The sequence below is a fragment of the Streptomyces sp. STAM6 genome, assembly GCF_054963715.1.
On sequence record NZ_JBUEFZ010000006.1, the window covers coordinates 22,317 to 39,430 of the forward strand.

A 17,114-nucleotide genomic window follows, 5' to 3' on the forward strand; every position below is an offset into this window, starting at 1 on the left:
CCCTCCTCCTCTACGTATACAAATAGAGCGACAATACGACGAAGGACCCGGGGGCGGATCAGCAAGGTGACCCAGGCATCCACGGCGACGAAGCCGGCCAGGACGACGGTGCCGGCCGGGGCGAGTGCGCCACGACAACGGCTGCTCAGCGTGGACGTCGCCCGCGCCGTCGCCGTCTTCGCCATGTTCGCCGCGCACATCGGCCCGCCGGTGAAGCACGAAGGGGCGGGTTATCTGCTGGTCGCGTTCGACGGACGGGCCCCCGCGATCTTCACTCTGATCGCGGGCCTCTCGCTCACGCTGTCCCGCGGCGGCACCCGGCCGCGCCCGGCGCCGGCCGGGGCGTGGGGCGCGACGCTCGTCAAGTGCGCCGTGCTGGCGTTGCTCGGACTGGCGCTGACGGAGCTGCGATCGGGGATCGCGGTCATCCTCACGTTCTTCGCGCTGTACTTCCTGGCCGCCGAACCGCTCGCGCGGTTGCGCACCCGGCCGCTGATCGCGGTCGCCGCCGCGTCGGTGGTCCTCGGGCCGCTCCTGTCGTACGTCCTCGGGCCGTACTTCGGCTACCGGGTCGCCGGCCGCGGCCGCTACCCCGGCTTCGAGGCCGTCACCAGCTGGTCCGGCTTCACCGGCGCGCTGGACACCCTGCTGCTGTCCGGCGCCTATCCCTGGCTGACCTACTTCCCGTACGTGGTCGTGGGCATGGCCCTGGGCCGGATCGCCGACCTGCGCCGGCCGGGAGCCGCCCGCCGTCTCCTGGGCTGGGGGGCGCTGACCACGCTCGCCGGGCACGGCCTGTCCGCCCTGGCCCTCGGGCCGGGCGGCGGACGCGAGGCGCTGCTGCGGGCCGTCGCCCACAGCCACCCCCTCGCGGTGAACGCCCCCGACCCGGTGCAGGCCGTGCTCGCGAAACAGGCCGGAGCGATACCCAGTACCTCCTGGGCCTGGCTGCTGGTCGACGCCCCCTACAGCCAGACCCCCTTCGAGACCCTCGGCAACATCGGCGCGAGCCTGCTGCTGCTCGGTCTCGCCGTCGCCGCCTGCCACCTCAGGGCCCTGGAGACGCTGCTGCGCCCGCTGGCCGTCGTCGGGACGATGGCGTTGTCGGTGTACGCGGTGCACGTCGTCGCCCGGGCCGAACTGCGGCCCCTGCACGGCTGGGAGACGCTGGGCGCCTTCTGCGCGGTCTCGCTCGTCGCGTGCGCCGTCTGGGCGCTGGTCTTCCGCGCCACTCCCCTGCGGCGGGGGCCGCTGGAGTGGGCGCTGCACATGATGATGCCCCGGCCGAAGAAGAAGCCGGCGGCGGAGCCTGCGCCGGAGTCCGGACGGCCCCGCCGGGACGTCAGTTCCTGACGGTGGCGTTGCGCACCTCTTCCGCGGCCGCCGTGATGTCGCCCAGCAGAGCGTCGATCTCGGCGGTCGTGGTGGCCGGGTTGAGGAAGCACAGCTTCAGGTGCACCTGGAGCTCGCCGTCCGGGCGGCGGATCTTCGTGCGGGCGAGGAGTGCCCGGCCCTCCGCCATCAGATGCCGGCGCACGGCGGCGTTCCAGGCGCTCTCGTCCGCGACCGGGTCGCCGTCCGCCGCCCGGCAGCGGAAGACGACGGTGCTGAGCACCGGGTCGGCGACGAGATCGAGGTCGGGGCTCTGCGCGATCCGCCCGGCGGCGTGGCGGGCCTGTGCGTGGCAGGCGTCGACCCAGTCGCCCATACCCTTCTTCCCGACCGCCAGCAGCGAGGCCGCGATCTTGAGGGCGTCGGAACGGCGGGTGGTCTGCAGGGAGGTGCCCAGCAGGGCGGTGTATCCGGCGGCCTCGTCGTCCGGCGGGTTGAGGTAGACGGCCTGCTGGGTGAGGGGGCTCATCCGCTCCTGGTCGCGCACCAGCAGAATGCTGGAGGAGGCCGGGGCCCAGCCGAACTTGTGCAGGTCGAACGCGATCGAGTCGCACGCGGACAGCCCGTCGAGCAGGGGGGCGAGCGACGGCGAGAACAGCGCCCCTATGCCGTACGCCGCGTCGACGTGCAGCCACACCCCGCGCTCGCCGCAGAGCGCGGCGAGTTCGGGCAGCGGGTCGAACGACCCGTGGTCCGTGGTTCCCGCGGTCGCGACCAGGGCGACCGGGATCTCGTCGGGGGCGAACGCGTCGAGGATCCGCCGCGCCTCGTCGGGGAGCATCCGGCCGATGCCGTCGACGGGGACCTTGACCACGGCGTCACGGCCGAGGCCGAGGAAACCGGCCGCGCGGGCGACGGAGAAGTGCGCGGCCGCCGAGCACAGGATGCGCGGCCGCACCGCCCGTCCCGTGAGCCCGCCGTGGGAGACGTCGCCGCCGGGGGTGTCGCGCAGCGCGTGGTCGCGGCTGAGCAGCAGCCCCATCAGGTTGGAGATGCTGCCGCCGGGCGTCAGCGTTCCGGCGGCGTTGTCGCCGTAGCCCACCCAGGAGGCCATCTCGCCGATGAGCCGGCGCTCCAGTTCCAGGGCGAAGGGGCCGCTCTCCCAGGAGTGCAGCGACTGGTTGAGGACGGCGACGAGCAGTTCGGCGGCGGCCGCTGCGGGCGTGGGCGCGCACTGCATCCGGGAGACGGCCGCCGGGTGGGTCAGATCGGCGGCGAAGGCCGCGTACGCGTCGAAGAGTTCCGTGACCCGGTCCTCCCCCGGGTCGCTGGTCAGGAAGCCGTCCCCGCGGACGGTGTCCCGGACCGCGGCGATCGCCGCCTCGGGGCCGCCGGCCGCGACCGGGCCGCCGCGCTTGACGGCCGCGGCGGAGACCGCTTCGAGGGCCGAGTCCACCAGCGTGCGCAGTTGCCGCAGACCGTCGGGGGTGCCGGCCAGGGCGGGGGGCTCGGCCAGGGCGGTCGTCCCGGTGGGCGTGTCGTTCACTGATCGCATCCTTCTGTCGGTTCTGGGTGGGGGTGGGCGTGGCCTGCGGCCGGGTTTCACGGGTCCTTGCGGGTGCCGCGGATGACGCCGATCGACGCGGTGACGACGGCCGCGAGCCCGAGGACCTGTCCGGGGGTGAGGGTCTCGTGCAGCACGACCAGCGCGACGAGCGCGCCGATCGCCGGTTCCAGGCTCAGCAGGACGCCGAAGACGAGCGCCGACACCCGGCGCAGCGTCTCCATCTCGCAGGTGTAGGGCACGAGGGAGGACAGCATCGCGACGCCGAACCCGAAGGCGAGGACCCAGGGGTCGGCCAGTGCCGCGCCACCCTCGGCGAGCCCGAACGGCAGCGCGCACAGGGTGCCGAAGGCCATGGCCAGGGCGAGGCCGCCGCCGCCCGGCAGTACCGCCCCGACCCGTGCGGACAGCGGAACGTACGACCCCCAGAACACCGCACAGGCGCAGGCGATCAGCATGCCGGTCATGCCGGCGGCGCCGCCCTGCCAGCCCAGCAGGGCGATGCCCGCGCCGGCCAGCACGGTCCAGAGCCGGTCGCGCGCCCGGCGGGAGGCGAGGGCCGCGACCATGAGCGGTCCCGCCATGCCGACCGTGAGCGCCACCCCGACCGGCATCCGGGCCATGGCCAGGTAGAAGCAGATGTTCATGCCGGCGATGGTGATGCCGAGACCGGCCACCGAGGCGGCGGTCCGCCGGTCCATGCGTACCGACGGCCGCCACCACAGCAGCAGGACGGCGGCGGCGAAGCCGAGTCTGAGGACGGTCATGGCGGCCGGGCCCACCGTGCCGAACAGCTGCTTGGCGAAGGCGGCGCCCAGTTGGGTGCTGACCATCCCGATCAGCATGAGCGCGGGGGCGGGGACCAGGCCGAGGCCTCTGGCCCCGCCTGCCGCGTCCGTGGCCACACCCTCGGTGGACTTCGCCACCACACCGGCTTCGACACTCATGGCAAACCTTCCTCTACTCGTCACACGCCGCCGCGCCGGGTCACGGCGTCAGCAGGACCTTCCCGGTGGTGCCCCGGCTCTCCAGCAGTTCGTGCGCCCGCGCGGCCTCGGACAGCGGCAGCTCCAGCTGGACCCGCGGCCTGACGACGCCCTCGGCGACCCGGCCGAAGAGCTCGGCGGCCGCGGCGCGCAGGGACGCCGTGTCGGGGACGTGGTCGGCGAGGGACGGCCGGGTCAGCTGGAGCGAGCCGGCCGTGCGGAGCCGTTCGACGTCGATCGCGCCCACGGGGCCGCTGGAGAGCCCGCAGACGACCAGCCGGCCACGGCGGCGCAGCGACGTCAGGCTGGTGTCGAAGGTGTCGGCGCCGACCGAGTCGTAGACGACGTGCGCCCCTTCGCCACCGGTGAGTTCACGCACCCGCTCGTCGAACCCGGGGTACAGCAGGGCGTGGTGGGCGCCCGCCTCCAGGGCGGTCCGCCGCTTCTCCTCGCCGGACGTGACGGCGACGACCGTCGCTCCGCGGTGTGCCGCGAGCTGCACCAGGAGACGGCCGAGGCCGCCGGCCGCGGCGAGGACGACCACGGTCTCACCGGCGGCCACCGGGTGGGTGGTGTGGGTGAGGTAGTGCGCGGCCAGGCCCTGCAGCAGGACGGCGGCGGCGTCGCGGAGTTCGACACCGTCGGGCACCGGGACCAGCTTGCCGGCCGGGACGGCGGTGTACTCGGCGTAGGCGCCGAGCTGGGTGGCGTAGGCGACCCGGTCCCCGACGGCGATGTCCTCGACACCCTCGCCGACCGCGGTGACGGTGCCGGCCGCCTCCTGACCGGGGGTGAAGGGACGGGCGGTGGGATAGGTGCCGTTGCGGAAGTAGACGTCGATGAAGTTGAGGCCGATCGCGGCGTTGCGCACCACGACTTCGCCCGCCGCGGGGGTGGGTTCGGCCAGTACGGTCGGGGTGAGAGTGTCGGAGCCGCCGGTTTCGGTCACCTGGATCGCGCGCATGGATTCCTCACTTGGCCTGGGGGGTTCGTGCTCGGACCTCGGCACCGTATCCGGCGCGCGGTGCCGTCTCCTCGGTCTCGTGGAAGAGGTTCCGGAAGTAGTTGATGTCTCCGGTGAGCCCGGCCAGCAGCGAGCCGAGGCCCGGGTCGAGGTCCTGTCGGGCGTGCAGGAGTTCCTCGTTGCGGCGGCGGTTGGCCTGCGAGAACGGCAGGGAGCCGGAGGAGAGGTAGCGGATGGCGCCCTCGGCGTCCCGCCGCGGGATGAGGTCGGACCTGGCGTACCGGCTGGCGCTGAACGGGATGTCCAGCGTGCCCTCGGCGAAGGCCTCGGCGACGGCCTCGATCAGGTCCGGGCGCTCCAGGAGGGGATCGACGAGGTCGGCGACCTCGGCGAGGATCCACTCCATCTCCTCGGCGACCCGGGTGTCGTCGGCGGAGAGGAAGCCGAGCAGGGGGGAGTTGGCACGGTCGGCGAGGCGCAGCCCCTCCACGTTCGCCCGGGTGTCGGGGATGCCGTACGCCTCCTGGTAGGTCTTGGTGATCAGCTTGGAGGCGCCGCCGAGCCGGGCGACGACCGCGCCGTAGAGGATGAGGTCCTCGGCGTTGCCGCGCTGCCGGGGGAAGACGCCCATGAACTCGTGCAGGACGGCGTGCACTTGGACACCGGCGGGCAGGTAGCGCTCGGCCAGCACCGGGATGCAGCGCAGCGCCGCGATGTCCTGGGCGAGGTGACCCCCCTGGGGGTAGGCCACGGAGACGCAGCGCACCCCTGCGCGGGCCGCCAGGACCGCTTCGACGACGCTGATCGCGAGGCTGATGGAGGGCGGCACGAGGACGGCCGTGAGGGTGCCGAACAGTTCCCGGTCGATGATCACGCCGTGGTCGGCGAGTTCGCCGCAGCGGCGGTCGACGTCCTGCCAGGCGCCGAGTGACTCGGCGAGCGGCACGGCCTTGGAGTAGGGCAGGTTGTACGAGATGCCGCCGCCCTCGAAGGAGGTGATGCCGGAGGCGACCGAGACGTCGAACAGCGCCCTGGCGTCCGGTGAGCCGTGCCGGATCTCCAGGGGCGCGGCGACCGACTCGTTGAGTTCCCTGCCCCGCCGCCAGCCGTGGGCGACCAGCGGGTAGCCGTTGAGGTCGGTGGGCCGGAGGTTGAGGGTGCGCAGTGCTTCCTCGAACCGCTTGAGCCGGGTGTGCGAGTCGATGGTGAGGGTGAGGATGTCGGGGTGGGCCTCGGCCTCCAGGGTGGTCAGCAGGTTCCGCATCTCGTCGTGGCCGCCGACGCCGCAGCGTGGCTGGATGGCGACCCGGCCCGCCGCGCGGCAGGCCTCGAGGACCTCGGCCGCCGTGGGCTTGCCGAGCGAGGCGATGTAGGCGGCGGACTGCGCGGCCGTCGGCAGGGCCGTGTCCCCCGAGGGGCCCTTCCCGGCACGGCCGCCGAGAAGGGCCAGGGGCTCGTGGGACCTGGTCATGAGGCCGCGAGGAGGTGGGCGGTCCGCTCGCGCTCCCGCCGCGCGCGCAGTTCGTCGAGGAGGGCCGGGAGTTCGGCCGGGTCGGACAGGATGTGGTCGACGCCGAGCGCGTAGAGGCGCTCGTGGGCCGACGCGTCCTTGTGGCTGCCGACGGAGAGGTTGCCGCCGACGACGACCGGGCAGGCGATCCGGCCGGACCGCTTGGCGTCGGCCAGGCCGCGCAGGTCCTCGTGGACATGGCCGTTGAGGCTGCCGATGATGACGGCTTCGGCGTCCGGGTGCTCCTCGCAGGCGGCCGCGAACTCCTCGACGGGGGTGCAGGTGCCGAGGTTGACGACGTCGAAGCCGATGCCGCGCAGCGAGTAGGCGATGAGGTGGTTGGCCACGGCGTGGCTGTCGCTGGCCGCCACGCCGAGGATCACTGTGCGAGGTGCTGAGTGCTGGTTCCGCATTGAAAGATTCCTCGTCCCACGCTCAGTCGTCGAAAGCGGCGAACAGTTCGCGCTTGCTGACCGACTTCAGACGGTTGATGTCGTACTCCTGGGCGTCGGCGCCGGACAGCGAGTCGAAGACGTGGCTGATGGCGGGTACGAGGCCCCAGACCTCGTGGTACTGCGGCCAGCCCTGGTGGCCGGTGTCGATGTCCTGCTGGCGGGCGAAGATGTAGTTCGCCCAGTCCTTCGCGGCCGGGTACCGGTGGTGGTAGTCGTGCACCACGGTGTCGCCGGTGAGGACGAGGTAGCGGGACGGTGCGTGCAGGAGGACGAGCCGCAGCGTCCACCGGCTCCAGGCCGCCAGCCGGCGCCCGAGGGGGAGGGCGGCGGACGGCACGGGATCGCCGATGAAGATGGCGTTGGTCAGGCTGGAGAAGTACTCCCGGCCGTGGCGCACCTCCACCCCCGGCTCGGGGAAGGTGTGCTTCACGCACAGCCGCAGGGTGTTGCTGATCTGGAACAGCGGGATCAGCGGCACGAACCAGACGACCAGCAGGGCCTGCCAGGTACCGGTCAGCACGGAGGCGGTGACGGCCGCGCCGTACAGCGCGAGCGCCGAGACCCGCTCGCTGCGCGCGGACTCGCTCCAGAACGACCGGGCGCGGGAGACCGCGAAGGCGAAGTGGAAGCGTGGGGAGACCAGTTTGCCGAGCAGCCGGTGCCACATCTGGCGGCGCGTCATGCCCGGGTGCATGCCGAGGCTGACGAGGAACGCCTGGACGGTGGGGTCCTTGAGGGTCATGTGCCCGGCGGCATGATGGTCGCGGACGTGTTCACGGCTGTAGCGCTGGAAGTTCTGGATGATCAGCAGGCTGGAGACGGCGTGCCCGATGGCGCGGTCCGCCTTCCGCCGCTTGTACATGTTCCGGTGCGAGCACTGGTGGTAGATCATCATGCGCAGGTTGCGCATACCGTGCAGGGTGATCGCCCAGCCCGGCAGGAGCAGCAGCAGCCCGCCGCCGCCGAGCGCCAGCGCCAGGGTGCTGACCAGGACGCCGGCGACCAGGGAGGACGTCGCCGTGGCCAGGTGCAGGGTGGGGGTCCAGCGCAAGGACGCCTGTCCCGGCAGTGCCTTGCCCGTGAAAAGGGTCAGGGGATATTGCAGCACTCCGGGCAGAGCCGCCATGGACTCGCGGGGATCGAGCTGTGAAACGACAGGTACACCGACACTCCGGATTTCGGAGTTGGTCGCCGACACAAGGACTCCTATCAGCTCCGAGTTTGTTTTCTCTGTGTTCTGGTGGTGCGGGCGCCGCGCCTCAGACGGAGACGGCTCTCAGGTCCGTGGGGCGGGAATTGAGCCGGACGCCGACCGAGCAGGGCACCACAGCGGTGGCGCGGGCCGGTTCGCCCGGGCCGGCCGGGCCGGTTCCGGTGAGCAGGGTCTCGCCGAGCTCGCCGGCGTGTTCCGGGCCGAGGACTATTTCCACGTAATCACCCCCCTCGGCGGGGCTCTTGCCGTCTCTGATGAGTACGTGGAGCGTGACGTTTCCGCCCTGGTCGAGCGAGAGGGAAACCGTTCCGTCGACGACCCCGGGAATCATTGCGTGCCGGCTCATTGGACCCCTTCCAGACGGCGTGGCCCCTTGAGAGCGGCGGCGACCCGGTTTCCGTAGAGACCGACGACCAGGCCGAGCACGATCAGGGCCATGGACAGCAACTTGAACGGTGAAATCCGCTCGTCGAAGATCAGCACCGACCCGACCAGGCCGAAGATCGGTACGAGGAGGGAGAGCGGCGCCACGGTGGAGACCGGGTACTCCCGGAGCAGCCAGTTCCAGACCCAGTAGGCGAAGACGGTGTTCGGGTAGGCCTGGAAGAGGATCGAGAGGACCGCGACGAGATCGAGCTGGGACGCCAGGTTCTCGAAGCCGGTGGAGCCGCCCGTCGCGTAGCTCAGGGCGAACAGCGGTATGGGCGAGAACAGGCTGGACCACACCAGGAAGGCAAGGACGTCCGCCGGCTTCGACTTCTTCAGCACGACGTTCGCCACGCTCCAGGCGACCGCCCCGAGGAGGACGAGCGCGACGCCGGCGGCGGTGACGCTGCCGTCGGTGACGAAGGCGACGCACAGCAGGCCGAAGAGGGCGACGGCGATCCCGGCGTACTGGAAGCCGGAGACCTTCTCACCGAAGACGAAGGCGCCGAGCAGGATCGTCATGAAGGCGCTGAACTGGAGCACCAGCGAGGCCACGCCGGAGGAGAGACCGGTCGCGATGCCGAGGTTCACCACCCCCCACAGCCCGACGCCGAAGACCAGGCCGTATCCGGCGATGACGCGCCACGGCACGTCGGGCTTCCTGAGGAAGAAGACCGCGGGCAGCGCACAGAGCAGGAAGCGGAGGCCCGCGAGGACGAACGGGTCTACGGCACCCAGACCGATCTTGATCACCGAGAAGTTGACGCCCCAGATGGCGGTGATCAGAACGGCGAGCAGTACGTGGGGGATCTTCACGGGGATCCTGCACTCCTGTGGATCGGACGGATGGACGGGGGCCGCGGGTCAGGAGGCGGCCGGGCTCCTGGTGGAGCAGAAGGCGCGGCGGTACCAGAGCAGGGGCTGGGCGCCGCCGCCGGTGCGTACACCGGTCAGTTCGCCGATCACCAGCTGGTGGTCGCCGACCGGTATCCGTTCGGCCGTCGTGCACAGGAACGCCGCGTTCGCGCCCACCAGGTGGGGCAGTCCGGACCCCGGCCAGGTGCCGAAGTCGTGCTCGGCGAACCGGTCCACGCCGCGGGTGGCGAACCGGCGGGCCACATCGGCGTGCTGCTCGCCCAGGACGTTGATCACGAAGCCCGCCGACCCGGTCAGCGCCTCCCGGCAGCTGGAGTCGTTCGACAGGCCCACCAGGACGAGGGGCGGTTCGAGGGACACGGAGGTCACGGAGCTGGCGGTGAAGCCACGGCGGCGCCCCTGGGCGTCGACGGTGGTCACCACGGTCAGCGGTGCCGCCAGCAGCGACATGGCCTCGCGGAAGGCCGCCGCGTCCACCGGCCGCGGCGCGGTCTCGATCAGCGTGTTCACGACTTCCTCTTTCATGTCGAGGCCGGTCAGGCCTCGGCCGGTACGGGGACGCTCTCGCGGGCGGCGAGTGCCGTGCGGAAGCTGCGCACGGTCAGCGGGAGGAAGACCGCGCCGAAGGCACTGAGCAGCAGCGCGAGGACCGCGACGAGCCGCTGCGGGCCGACCGAGGAGCCGAATGCGCTGATGAGCAGACCCCCGATGGGGAAGGACAGCAGGTTGAGGAGGAAGAACGGCCCCATGACCTTCCCCAGGTGTTCCTTGGGGATGACCCGCACCCGCTGGGTGCGGTTGAAGATGTTGAAGTAGGCGACTCCGGACATGCCCAGGACGAACGCCGGCGCGTAGACGGCGAAGGACGGGGCGAGGCCGAGGGTCAGCAGGGCGGCGCAGAGCACGACGTAGCCGAGGACTCCGACGAACCGCACGTCGAACCTCTTGAGCAGCAGCGGCGTGAGCATCAGATTGATGAAGCCGGTGATGCCGACGAACATGTTGAGCAGCGCGAACGACGACTCCGGGGCCTCGAACACTCCGGTGACCACGGCGGCGTTCGCACCCAGCAGGGTGGCGAACACCAGGTTGATCGAGAAGTTCAGGCATGCCAGCAGCACCACCGGCCGGTTGCCGATGAGCAGCCGCCAGCCCAGGGCGAGTTCGGCGAGCGTGGTGCGTACGGCGCCGGCGTTCTCGGTGGTCGCGGGACGGCTGCCCGCCACGCGCGGCAGCGGCAGCCAGCACAGTGCGGCGGTCGCGAACATCGCGGCGGCGAGTCCCAGCAGCCACACCTTGCCCAGGAAGACCACGGCCGCCATGGCGAGGCCGGGGCCCAGCGCGGTGGCCAGCAGCTCGGTGTTCTGCACCAGCGCCTGCGTCCTGGCCAGGTCGTCGCCCTTGGCAAGCTGGGGGACCACCTTCTCGATGGACATGCGCACCGGCGCGACCAGGGTGGCCAGCAGGGCGCCGTTGGCCATGAGGACCGCGGTGGTCCAGGACGGGGCAGCCAGGCAGAGCAGGACGGTGACGGCGAGCACGGCGGCGCGGGCGGTGTTGGCCCGTGAGAAGAGCCGGGCGCCCCCGTCGCGGTCGGCGATCAGGCCCGCGAAGGGGTAGGCCAGGAGGCAGGGAAGCCACTCGATCGCGTAGGCGATTCCCAGGGTCGAGACGTTCTTGGTGTCCTGGAAGATCAGCAGGGGGACACTGAACAGCACCACCTGCTCCGCCATCAGTCCGAGCAGCACCCCGCCGGCGAACAGTGACCGGCGCGCGCGTTCCGAGGCCATCAGCGGGCCGCCGACCGGGCCGGGACGCGCTGTTCGAGCGCGCGTACGCGAGGAACCACCCGGGTGAAGAAGTGGCGCATCTCGTCGCGGGCGGGCCAGCCGGAGAAGATGAACTGGCCGACGCCGGCGGCCTTGTACTCCATCAGGGCCGCGGCGACCTCGTCGTAGCTGCCGACCAGGCACAGTGCGGGACCGCCCCGGTAGGCGACGGCTCCGGACCAGAGCACCGGGGACAACCAGCCGTGGTCGGCCTGCTCGGCGAGCCGGAAGGAGTTCTTCACGGCCTGCGAGTCGGCGGACGCCACGAACCGGGCGACGTGATCACGGTGCGCCTCGTCCGTCTCGCTCATCACCTCCGCCAGGTCGGCCAGCGCCTCCTCGCGGGTCTCGCGGGCCAGGACCTGCATGCGCAACCCGACTTCCGTGGCCTGTCCGAGGAAGGGCCCGGTCACCTTGGCGATCTCCTCGGGGGTGTCGCCGTACCGGAACCAGCAGTCGCCGTAGGCGACGGCGGTCTGCTGGGCGACGGCGGAGGCACCGCTGATGTAGATCTCGGGTCGGCCGCCGCCCTGGAAGCCGAGACCGAGCCGGGCGTCCTCGAGCCGGTAGTGCCGCCCCCGGTACGAGAAGGGGGTCTCGCCGCGCCAGAAGCGGTGCAGGATGTCGAGGAACTCGTCGGCGCGCGCGTACCGGTCGTCGTGGGCGAGGAAGTCGCCGTAGTAGGCCTGTTCGGCGGGGGATATGCCGGCGACGACGTTCAGCGCGATCCGGCCTTCGGACATCCACGACAGCGTGTTCACGATCTGGGTGAACAGCGTCGGGGACAGCAGTCCCGGACGGTAGGCGAGGATGAACTTGACCCTCTGTGTCTCGCGGGCGAGGGCCGCGATGATCGGCAGCGGGTCGGGCAGGCTGTAGCTCTGCGCCATCAGCAGGGACTCGACGCCGAGGGCGTCGGCCTCCTGTGCGTACTCGATCGCGCCGTCGAGGTCGAGCAGGTCGGACCGGTACTTCGCGGTCGACTTCTTCTGGCCGCTGTCCAGCGATGAGCCCCAGTGGAACCGGAGTTCGTCCATGGCTGTTCTCTGCTTTCCTGTAGTCACATGCTCGCGGAACCGGCCGTCGCCCGCCGCGCCGCCGTCTCCGGCAGGGACGTGCGCAGGCGCAGGGAGGCGAAGAGGCGCACCATCCACTGCCGGGTCTCCTCGGGGGAGCCGGTCCGGACGATGCCGGCGAGTGCCGTCTCGTGCGCGCCGTAGGTGATGTGGTCGGGCATCGACTCCCCGGCGGGGAGTTCGTGCCAGGTGACGGCCTCCGGGGCGTCCCGGAACCCCTCGGCTCCGTCGAACCCCTCGAAGACACGGCCGGCGAGGTGGTGTCCGGGGTGGACGAACCAGCCGTACCAGGAGCGGTCCGCCGCCGGCCCGGGCAGCAGGCCGGCGACGGACTCCCCGAGGAGGATGCGCAGCTCCCACGAGGGCAGGTGGATGCCGGTGGCCAGTTCGAAGGTGGCGGCCACATCGGCTCCGCCGACCCGGTTGCCGACCTCCAGGAAGACCAGGTCGTCGCCGTCGGTGATGGCTTCGAGGTGGAAGCTGCCGTCCTCGATGCGGACGGCCTCCAGGGCGCGTGCCACCCAGGCGCGGGCGTCGTCGGTCAGTTCGATCTGGTACGAGCCCATCGGGGTGCCCTGGGCGTAGGCGAGGCAGGTGCCCTCATAGGCGCTCGCGCCCATGGCCAGGACACGGCCGCGTTCGACCAGGCCGTCGAAGTGCAGGATCGTTCCGTCGACGAACTCCTCGACCTGGAACGCGTCCGTGCGGCCGTCCTCGTCCAGGTCGGTCACACCGGAGCGCCGTGCGGTGACGGCCTCGTAGGCCTCCTCGGCGCTGCCGAAGACCACGACGTCGACGCTGGACGCGCCGCGGTGCGGCTTGAGCACGGTCGCTCCGGTCCAGCCGCAGGCTCCCCTGTTCTCCAGGAAGTCGGCCAGCGGCGAGAAGCGCGGGACGCGCAGCCCGGCCTCCGCGACGGCACTCTTCATGAGCACCTTGTCGCGCGCCAGCATCACCTGGTCGGCCCCGGGGCCCTCGACCCCGTACCGCTCGCGCAGCCGGGCGGCGTCGAGCAGTTCGTACTCCGACATCGAGACGACGCGGTCGAAGCGCCTCGGCTCCCTGGCCAGCCAGGCGCACGCCTCTTCGAAGGGCGCCTGGTCGCCGGGCCGTTCGACGCGCGTGCAGCGCAGCCCGGCCGGAAGGGTGTCGAGAGCACGGCGGGTGCCGAAGTAGGTCACGTCGTGCTGCTCGTGGTCGATGCCACGGTGGTACTCGATCTTGGGATAGGGGACGCGGTGGAGGACGAGTATGTTCATCGCAGTACTTCCAGCTCGGGCTTCGGGGCCGGGTACACCGCGGGCACCGGCTGCTCGACGTGGTGGCAGGCGCGGTCCAGCGCGGCCGGCCAGGCGCCCCGCAGGGTGTGCACGACATCGCGCGTCGCGACCCGGTCCGTGTGCAGCACGACGCAGCCCTGTGCGGTGAAGTCGGCGTTGTCGCGGGGTACGGAGTGCACGTACCGGCGCTCGGGGGAGAGCCAGCCGAACTCCTGGGCGGACAGTTCGTGCGCGGCGAGCCCGTGGTGGGCCCGCGTCGCGGCGACGGCGTCCTCGAAGGGGGTGGCGCCGGGCAGTACGTCGCCGGGGCCGAAGTTGCGGTCACTGCCGACCCCCAGCATCACCGTGGCCGCGGAGCGGGCCGGTGCGGGCAGTCCGGCTCCGGCGGGCCGGCCGAAGGCCGCGTCGACCCAGCTCTCGTAGAGGTCGGTGCCGTGCACCCAGTGGGCCAGGGACCAGATCTTCATTCCGGCCGGCCGGCGGTTGGGTTCGACGACCGCGGCGTACCTGCCGTCGTCACTGAGCTTGATCTCGTTGTGGAACGGACCGTCGCACTGGCCGACCAGCCAGTTGGCCAGCCGTCCGGTGCGCTCCAGGGTGCCGCGTTCGACGTCACTGAGGCGGGCCGGCAGAACCTGGGCGACCTCCACCGGGTAGCGCCCGGTGGCGCTGACCTTCTCGGTCAGGAAGGACAGGTGTCCCAGCCCGTCGTAGGAGTACTCACGCCGGTACGGAATGACCGTCTCGCAGATGACACCCTGGTCGAGGTAGGGCAGGACCTCCGCGAAGGCGGCGGCGATGTCGTCGCCGGGCCGCACCACGACGACGCCGCGGTTGTTGCCCTCCTTGGTCGGCTTGACGACGAAGCCGTCCGGGTGCCGCTCGGCGAAGGCGTACAGCGCGTCCACCGAGCGGACCTCGGTGAAGTCCGGCACGAGGACCCGCTGGGCGGTGAGCAGATCGCGGTGGCGGGCCTCGGCGCGCCGGTACTCGAGCTTGCAGAAGGCGCCGGCGGCGAGGAGCGGCGAGTCGACGGCGAGGCCGAGGCGCCGCAGCAGGACGGCGCCGCTCTCCACGGCGTTGTCCGAGAAGACGATGCCGGCGGCGAACTCGTCCCGCCGGGGCCCGAGGAGCTTCTCCGCCGCCTCGGCGAAGTCGCTCCGCAGGGGGTCGAGGTCGATCACCTCGTCGCAGATCCGGGTGTCCGTCTCGGTCGGGTCCGGGCGGACGAGGGTGACGGCGGCGTGGTGGCGGGTCCGTGCGTACTCCGCCATGTGCCGCACGTCGGCGACGCGGGTCAGGTTGTAGTCGATGATCAAGAACCTCGTCGAAGGTTCCGGCATGGTGAGCCTCCTGGGTTCTGTCAGAGGTCCGGCGTGGCGTCCGCGTAGTCCACTTCGATGGCCGTCTCGGACGCCCGCGCCAGTTCGGGGAGCAAGGTGTCGCTCTCCTCGGCCGGGAACCGCCAGAGCAGCTGCCCGAGGAAGACCTCGCGCGACGTGGAGTCGACGACGTCCCCGGGCCGGAGCAGGATCTGCGTGACGACGGGGGCGAGCGGCAGGTCGTCGCGCAGGCCGATCCGCTCGATGCGGCCCTTGTCCGCGAAGAAGACCCGGAAGAAGGTCGCGTCGCGGTGGGGCGGGGTGCCGTCGTCGGTGTACGAGAGGTCGCGCAGCCGGCGGTCGAAGGCGTCGGCCCGGTGCGCGTCCCCGCCGGGCGTCCGGGACAGCAGCGCGTCGATCCAGAGGTCGAGCATGCCGGCCGTGCCGTTCAGCGCTCCGACGCTGTGGGAGATCAGGCTGCCGCCGACGCGGGGGTTGACCTCGATCAGGTCCCAGCGCGTTCCGTCGTGGCGGGCCTCGATGTGGAAGCAGCCCCAGTCGAGTTCGAGGTGGCTCAGCAGGTCGCGGACCCAGCCGATGCCCGATGCGCGCTCGCCGGGGCCGATGCTGCGGGGCGGGCTGGTGCAGGCGTTCTCCAGGACGGTGTCCGCGGTCTCGGTGACCTCGCACTTCTCGTGGACGGCGACCACGTGCGCGGTGCCGTCGACGACGATGACCTCGAAGCTGAACTCCCTTCCGGGCACGTAGTCCTCGACGAGGAACGTCAGCCCGGCGTCGCCGAAGGCGGAGGCGAAGACGGTGTCGTTGCGGGCGTCGTCCGCGATCCGTTCGATGTCCCACCAGGTCGTCTCGGGCGACAACGGGAAGGCGCCGTAGGAGGCGATGCCGCTCACCGGCTTGACGAACTTGCGCCGTCCGTCGGCCCGGTGGACGGCGAGCGACTCCGGGGTGAGTTCGGCGGCCCGTGCCCGGGACAGTCCCGCGTCGGCCAGCCGGTTGCGGACCTCGAGCTTGTCGCGCAGTCCGAGGATCTGCTTCGGGTCCAGGTCCGGGACTCCGAGGAGGGAGTTAGCGTAGGCCATCAGATGGCGGTAGCCCTCCCAGACGGTCAGGCAGCACAGGACGTTCTCGCCGCGCTCGCGCAGTGCGCCGAGACAGGCGTCGATGTCCGCCTCGCCGAGTTCGTGACGTGTCGTCGTCGTCACGTCGTCGGCCAGTTCGCGCAAGGCGCGCGGCCGGTCCCGCTGGTGCTCGGGCAACGGCAGCGAGGACAGCACGAAGGTCTTCACATCGCGGGAGCCCAACACCTCCGTGAGGTCCTCCATGAAGGAGAAACCGACGTGGCTGAGAAGGAGCACTCCCCCGGCTGTTGCGGTGGCCGGCTGCATGATGTTTTCCCCTTTTCCCCTGTTCGTGTCCGGCCTCGCCGAGGTCCGCGGCAGGCGTGGCGCGCACGCACGCCGTGCCTGCCGCGGCACGCCTCGCAGGCTCAGCCGGCGATCTTTTCGGCGACCGGCAGCGTGTTCTCGTACAGCTCCTTGAAGTACAGGGCCAGGATCGTCTGGTGCTCCTGGAGGTACTTCCGCAGCGACTCGATGTCGTTCTCGTCGCGGATCAGGAAACGCAGCGCCGCCCAGACCTCGCCCGGGTGGTCGTCATTGATGTCGGTGTGCGAGTGGCTGATCTGGCCACCGATGTTCTTCTCGCCGACCGAGTCCTTCAGCGCGACGAGCTTGCGCGGCTCCAGCTTCACGTTCACGTATTCGACGAGGTACGAGTACGCGACGACGCCGAGCGGGCCCTCGTGGTCGAGCAGGTAGGAGAAGTACCCGGAGAGCAGCTTGGTGGAGAGGTAGGGCTCGATCGAGAGGAACTCCTCGCGCGACACCCCGACCTTCTCCAGGTCGGCGATGAAGAGCTCGTCGTGGAGCATCTCCTCCTGCTCGTAGTTGGCCCAGATCTGCGCCGCCTGCGGGCTGCGCTTGGCGATCTCCACCAGGGCCCGCGACTCGGCGACCCGCAGCAGCCGGATGCGCCACGCCGTCTCGACGAGGTGGCGCTTGTAGTACTCGGAATCGACGTTCTTGCCCTCGAGGTGGGCGGCGGCCGGAACGGTCGCGTACCAGTCCTCGATCTGCTGGTCGATCTGCTTGTCCATGTCGGCGCGCAGCTCGGCGGACGCGGCGGCGCTCAGGAACGGGGTACCGGCCTCGTACCCCACGTTGCTCACTCGGTTGGGCATGTCACTCCCCTTGTGTCG

At 71.3% G+C, this 17,114-nt stretch carries 16 protein-coding genes; 1 reads left to right on the plus strand and 15 read right to left on the minus strand.

Translation table 11 applies throughout. From position 1 onward, the window contains the following. Positions 1–66: 66 nt before the first annotated feature. A complete protein-coding gene (locus ACY34K_RS10435; RefSeq protein WP_462745878.1) occupies positions 67–1,353 on the plus strand; it encodes a heparan-alpha-glucosaminide N-acetyltransferase domain-containing protein in 1,287 nt (428 codons plus the stop codon). On the opposite strand, the gene ACY34K_RS10440 is transcribed toward ACY34K_RS10435, so the two are convergent. The 15 genes from ACY34K_RS10440 to ACY34K_RS10510 form a co-directional block, all read right to left on the minus strand. Beyond that, positions 1,343–2,878, minus strand: a complete 1,536-nt coding sequence (locus ACY34K_RS10440; RefSeq protein ID WP_462745879.1) for a pyridoxal phosphate-dependent decarboxylase family protein — start codon at positions 2,876–2,878, stop codon at positions 1,343–1,345. The genes ACY34K_RS10435 and ACY34K_RS10440 overlap by 11 nt on opposite strands. Before the next feature lie 56 nt (positions 2,879–2,934). After that, entirely contained in the window at positions 2,935–3,843 is a 909-nt protein-coding gene (locus ACY34K_RS10445; RefSeq protein WP_462745880.1) for an EamA family transporter, read from the minus strand. A 40-nt stretch (positions 3,844–3,883) separates the two neighbouring features. Next, entirely contained in the window at positions 3,884–4,846 is a 963-nt protein-coding gene (locus ACY34K_RS10450) for a quinone oxidoreductase family protein (RefSeq protein WP_462745881.1), read from the minus strand. A gap of 7 nt (positions 4,847–4,853) precedes the next feature. Next, positions 4,854–6,317, minus strand: coding sequence for a methylaspartate mutase (locus tag ACY34K_RS10455; RefSeq protein ID WP_462745882.1), 1,464 nt, complete (start codon positions 6,315–6,317; stop codon positions 4,854–4,856). Beyond that, positions 6,314–6,769 carry a cobalamin-dependent protein gene (locus ACY34K_RS10460; protein WP_462745883.1) on the minus strand — a complete coding sequence of 152 codons (456 nt, stop codon included), beginning with the start codon at positions 6,767–6,769 and terminating at the stop codon, positions 6,314–6,316. Before ACY34K_RS10460 ends, ACY34K_RS10455 begins: the two co-directional genes overlap by 4 nt. Positions 6,770–6,791: 22 nt before the next feature. Then, positions 6,792–7,937 carry a fatty acid desaturase gene (locus ACY34K_RS10465; protein ID WP_462745884.1) on the minus strand — a complete coding sequence of 382 codons (1,146 nt, stop codon included), beginning with the start codon at positions 7,935–7,937 and terminating at the stop codon, positions 6,792–6,794. Between the two features lie 133 nt (positions 7,938–8,070). Beyond that, positions 8,071–8,370, minus strand: coding sequence for a hypothetical protein (locus ACY34K_RS10470; protein WP_462745885.1), 300 nt, complete (start codon positions 8,368–8,370; stop codon positions 8,071–8,073). Further along, positions 8,367–9,266 carry an EamA family transporter gene (locus tag ACY34K_RS10475; protein ID WP_462745886.1) on the minus strand — a complete coding sequence of 300 codons (900 nt, stop codon included), beginning with the start codon at positions 9,264–9,266 and terminating at the stop codon, positions 8,367–8,369. Before ACY34K_RS10475 ends, ACY34K_RS10470 begins: the two co-directional genes overlap by 4 nt. Before the next feature lie 48 nt (positions 9,267–9,314). Then, positions 9,315–9,836 (minus strand): flavin reductase family protein, encoded by a 522-nt coding sequence (locus ACY34K_RS10480; RefSeq protein ID WP_462745887.1) that lies wholly within the window; start codon positions 9,834–9,836, stop codon positions 9,315–9,317. Between the two features lie 26 nt (positions 9,837–9,862). Continuing rightward, complete coding sequence (locus ACY34K_RS10485) at positions 9,863–11,116, minus strand: MFS transporter (protein ID WP_462745888.1); 1,254 nt, start codon at positions 11,114–11,116, stop codon at positions 9,863–9,865. Further along, the gene (locus tag ACY34K_RS10490) at positions 11,116–12,192 is read right to left on the minus strand and encodes an LLM class flavin-dependent oxidoreductase (protein ID WP_462745889.1); all 1,077 of its coding nucleotides are present in this window, start codon (positions 12,190–12,192) and stop codon (positions 11,116–11,118) included. Before ACY34K_RS10490 ends, ACY34K_RS10485 begins: the two co-directional genes overlap by 1 nt. Positions 12,193–12,215: 23 nt before the next feature. Beyond that, positions 12,216–13,490 (minus strand): ATP-grasp domain-containing protein, encoded by a 1,275-nt coding sequence (locus ACY34K_RS10495; RefSeq protein ID WP_462745890.1) that lies wholly within the window; start codon positions 13,488–13,490, stop codon positions 12,216–12,218. Further along, positions 13,487–14,854: an ATP-grasp domain-containing protein gene (locus ACY34K_RS10500; RefSeq protein ID WP_462745891.1), complete on the minus strand. Its 1,368-nt coding sequence runs from the start codon at positions 14,852–14,854 to the stop codon at positions 13,487–13,489. Before ACY34K_RS10500 ends, ACY34K_RS10495 begins: the two co-directional genes overlap by 4 nt. A 20-nt stretch (positions 14,855–14,874) precedes the next feature. Next, positions 14,875–16,242 carry an ATP-grasp domain-containing protein gene (locus ACY34K_RS10505; protein ID WP_462745892.1) on the minus strand — a complete coding sequence of 456 codons (1,368 nt, stop codon included), beginning with the start codon at positions 16,240–16,242 and terminating at the stop codon, positions 14,875–14,877. Positions 16,243–16,343: 101 nt separating this feature from the next. Then, the gene (locus ACY34K_RS10510) at positions 16,344–17,096 is read right to left on the minus strand and encodes a hypothetical protein (protein ID WP_462745893.1); all 753 of its coding nucleotides are present in this window, start codon (positions 17,094–17,096) and stop codon (positions 16,344–16,346) included. Between the last annotated feature and the right edge of the window lie 18 nt (positions 17,097–17,114).

Coding starts and splice junctions, on each gene's coding strand:
- ACY34K_RS10445 (WP_462745880.1), bottom strand. CDS start 3,843: ATGAGTGTCGAAGCCGGTGTGGTGGCGAAGTCCACCGAGGGTGTGGCC.
- ACY34K_RS10450 (WP_462745881.1), bottom strand. CDS start 4,846: ATGCGCGCGATCCAGGTGACCGAAACCGGCGGCTCCGACACTCTCACC.
- ACY34K_RS10455 (WP_462745882.1), bottom strand. CDS start 6,317: ATGACCAGGTCCCACGAGCCCCTGGCCCTTCTCGGCGGCCGTGCCGGG.
- ACY34K_RS10460 (WP_462745883.1), bottom strand. CDS start 6,769: ATGCGGAACCAGCACTCAGCACCTCGCACAGTGATCCTCGGCGTGGCG.
- ACY34K_RS10465 (WP_462745884.1), bottom strand. CDS start 7,937: ATGGCGGCTCTGCCCGGAGTGCTGCAATATCCCCTGACCCTTTTCACG.
- ACY34K_RS10470 (WP_462745885.1), bottom strand. CDS start 8,370: ATGAGCCGGCACGCAATGATTCCCGGGGTCGTCGACGGAACGGTTTCC.
- ACY34K_RS10485 (WP_462745888.1), bottom strand. CDS start 11,116: ATGGCCTCGGAACGCGCGCGCCGGTCACTGTTCGCCGGCGGGGTGCTG.
- ACY34K_RS10490 (WP_462745889.1), bottom strand. CDS start 12,192: ATGGACGAACTCCGGTTCCACTGGGGCTCATCGCTGGACAGCGGCCAG.
- ACY34K_RS10495 (WP_462745890.1), bottom strand. CDS start 13,490: ATGAACATACTCGTCCTCCACCGCGTCCCCTATCCCAAGATCGAGTAC.
- ACY34K_RS10500 (WP_462745891.1), bottom strand. CDS start 14,854: ATGCCGGAACCTTCGACGAGGTTCTTGATCATCGACTACAACCTGACC.
- ACY34K_RS10505 (WP_462745892.1), bottom strand. CDS start 16,242: ATGCAGCCGGCCACCGCAACAGCCGGGGGAGTGCTCCTTCTCAGCCAC.
- ACY34K_RS10510 (WP_462745893.1), bottom strand. CDS start 17,096: ATGCCCAACCGAGTGAGCAACGTGGGGTACGAGGCCGGTACCCCGTTC.